The sequence below is a fragment of the Seonamhaeicola aphaedonensis genome (assembly GCF_003386195.1).
GTDB classification, from domain to species: domain Bacteria; phylum Bacteroidota; class Bacteroidia; order Flavobacteriales; family Flavobacteriaceae; genus Seonamhaeicola; species Seonamhaeicola aphaedonensis.
The window spans coordinates 1-1967 of the sequence record NZ_QRDX01000025.1 but is presented as its reverse complement, the minus strand read 5'-3'; the positions used below and the strand labels follow the sequence as shown (position 1 = coordinate 1967).

2 protein-coding genes are annotated in these 1967 nt (G+C 34.9%); both read left to right on the top strand.

Annotated elements, in window-relative coordinates; all coding sequences use genetic code 11:
• The first annotated feature begins 116 nt into the window (after nucleotides 1-116).
• Nucleotides 117-1229, top strand: coding sequence for a serine hydrolase domain-containing protein (locus tag DFQ02_RS14910; protein ID WP_147297798.1), 1113 nt, complete (start codon nucleotides 117-119; stop codon nucleotides 1227-1229).
• Nucleotides 1226-1843, top strand: a complete 618-nt coding sequence (locus DFQ02_RS14905; protein WP_116525244.1) for a hypothetical protein — start codon at nucleotides 1226-1228, stop codon at nucleotides 1841-1843. The genes DFQ02_RS14910 and DFQ02_RS14905 overlap by 4 nt, the downstream gene beginning before the upstream one ends.
• The last annotated feature ends 124 nt before the right edge of the window (nucleotides 1844-1967 follow it).

The following is a 1967-nucleotide window of genomic DNA, read 5'->3' as shown; positions in this document are numbered from 1 at the left end:
ATGTATCTTTAGATTATAAAACACCAAATATGGTATACTTAAAAACAGCGTAAATTCAATTTTTAACCTGTAGCCATATTTCAGGACTAGACATTAACAAATTGAATTACTAAAAATTGAAAAGCTTATTAATTGGATTGAGCATATTACTTTTTTCAGCATGTGAAATGAATGAAGACATCCAAAATATTTTAAAGACAGAACATAATGCTCCGGCTTTTCACTATCTATTTTTTAATTCGGATTCAGTAATAAAGGAAGTTCTGCATGGGTGCCGAAATGTAGAAGAAAAAGTAGACGTTGATAGTCAGACCTCTTTCCATGCTTTCTCTGTGACCAAAACATTTACTGCAGTAGCAGTAATGCAATTGGTAGAAGAGGGTAAGATTATGCTTGAGGATCCAATTATCAAGTATCTACCCAACTGCAGATTTTCCAACCCTGTTACTATTAAAGATCTGCTTTGCCATCAATCAGGCATAGGCAATCCTCTGCCACTAAAGTGGACACATTTGGCACACGAACATATCGATTTTGATTACAGAAAATTTTCTGATTCGATCATCATGAACCATTTAAAACTAAAAAGAGCTCCTGGAAAAAAATATGCCTATTCAAACATTAATTACCTCGTACTAGGAGGGCTTATCGAAGAAATGAGTGGAAAAGAATATCAAGCGTACATAGCCGATAATATTTTAAATCAATTACCGACCAAAGAATATATTGGTTTTGATATTCCTAAATCGAATCATGCCAATGGTTATCATGCAAATACCTGGTTTCAAAATCTTGTTCTCGGATTTCTTTTAGATAAAAGTAAAATGATGTATCAAGCTGATGAAGATTGGAATGGTTTTCATCCATTTTATAATAATGGTGCGCCATATGGAGGGATAATCAGCACTCCTAATGCGCTTCGCGTCTTTTGTCAAGAATTGTTGAAGAATAATGGAAAACTACTCTCCCAATCATCCATTGATAAAATGCTTACTGAACAGTTAACACTGTCTGGAAAAAATACAGGAATGTCATTAGGATGGTTCAAAGGAACTTTTAATGAGAAGGATTATTATTGTCATGCAGGTGGCGGTGGTGGTTACTATTCGGAAATAAGAATTTATCCTAGTCTGGGCCTTGGAAGTGTAATAATGACCAATAGTTCTGGAATGGCTGACGATAGAATTCTTGACCAGTTAGACAGACAATATTTAATAAACATAAAATGACAAACCATAAAATCTCTTCGGGATGGTTTCCTATCTCAACTGCAGTTTTAATGCTTGTTTTCTGGATACTTTATGCTGTCTTTTTACCAATGCAGGAGCCTTATGTAAATTGGGTATTGGACAGTGATTGGACCTGGGTTAATGTTATTGGATTTGTTGGGTCGTTAATGGGGATATTTGCATTAAACTCTGTCTATTCAGTTCTTAATTCTGAAAAAACTTCTGACTATATCGGTTATACTATCGGAATCTCTGGAGTCGTAATTCTTACAGCAATTTTATTTTTTGAAGCTTTTATTTTAAAGGGTATCGCAATTCAAAGTCCTGAGATCATTAATCTTAATTCAGGCTTTTATCAAGAGAATTCATTCAAAATTGCCAACCTATCCGGAGGACTCTTACTAACTATAGGTGCCTTAATATTGGGGGTTAGTATGGTTAAAAGAAAAATCTTCAAAAGATGGAAGGTTGTAATGTTTATGATCGCATGTCCCACGTTTGGAATTGTAATCATGCCAGGAAATGTTAGACTTTTGGGTGTGCTTCTATATTCAATCTCTTTAATTGCTATAGGAGTAGAAATGAATAAAAAAACTGATGCCAACAAAACCTAAACTGCATTAAAACGCAGTTTAGCCAAGCACGATGGAACACATTCGCCGATGGCGAACTTTAATCTACGCTGCTTCGCAGACAATGCATCTTAAAGTAAATGTGTTCCATCTCAGGGTTAAACCA

Coding starts and splice junctions, on each gene's coding strand:
- DFQ02_RS14905 (WP_116525244.1), top strand. CDS start 1,226: ATGACAAACCATAAAATCTCTTCGGGATGGTTTCCTATCTCAACTGCA.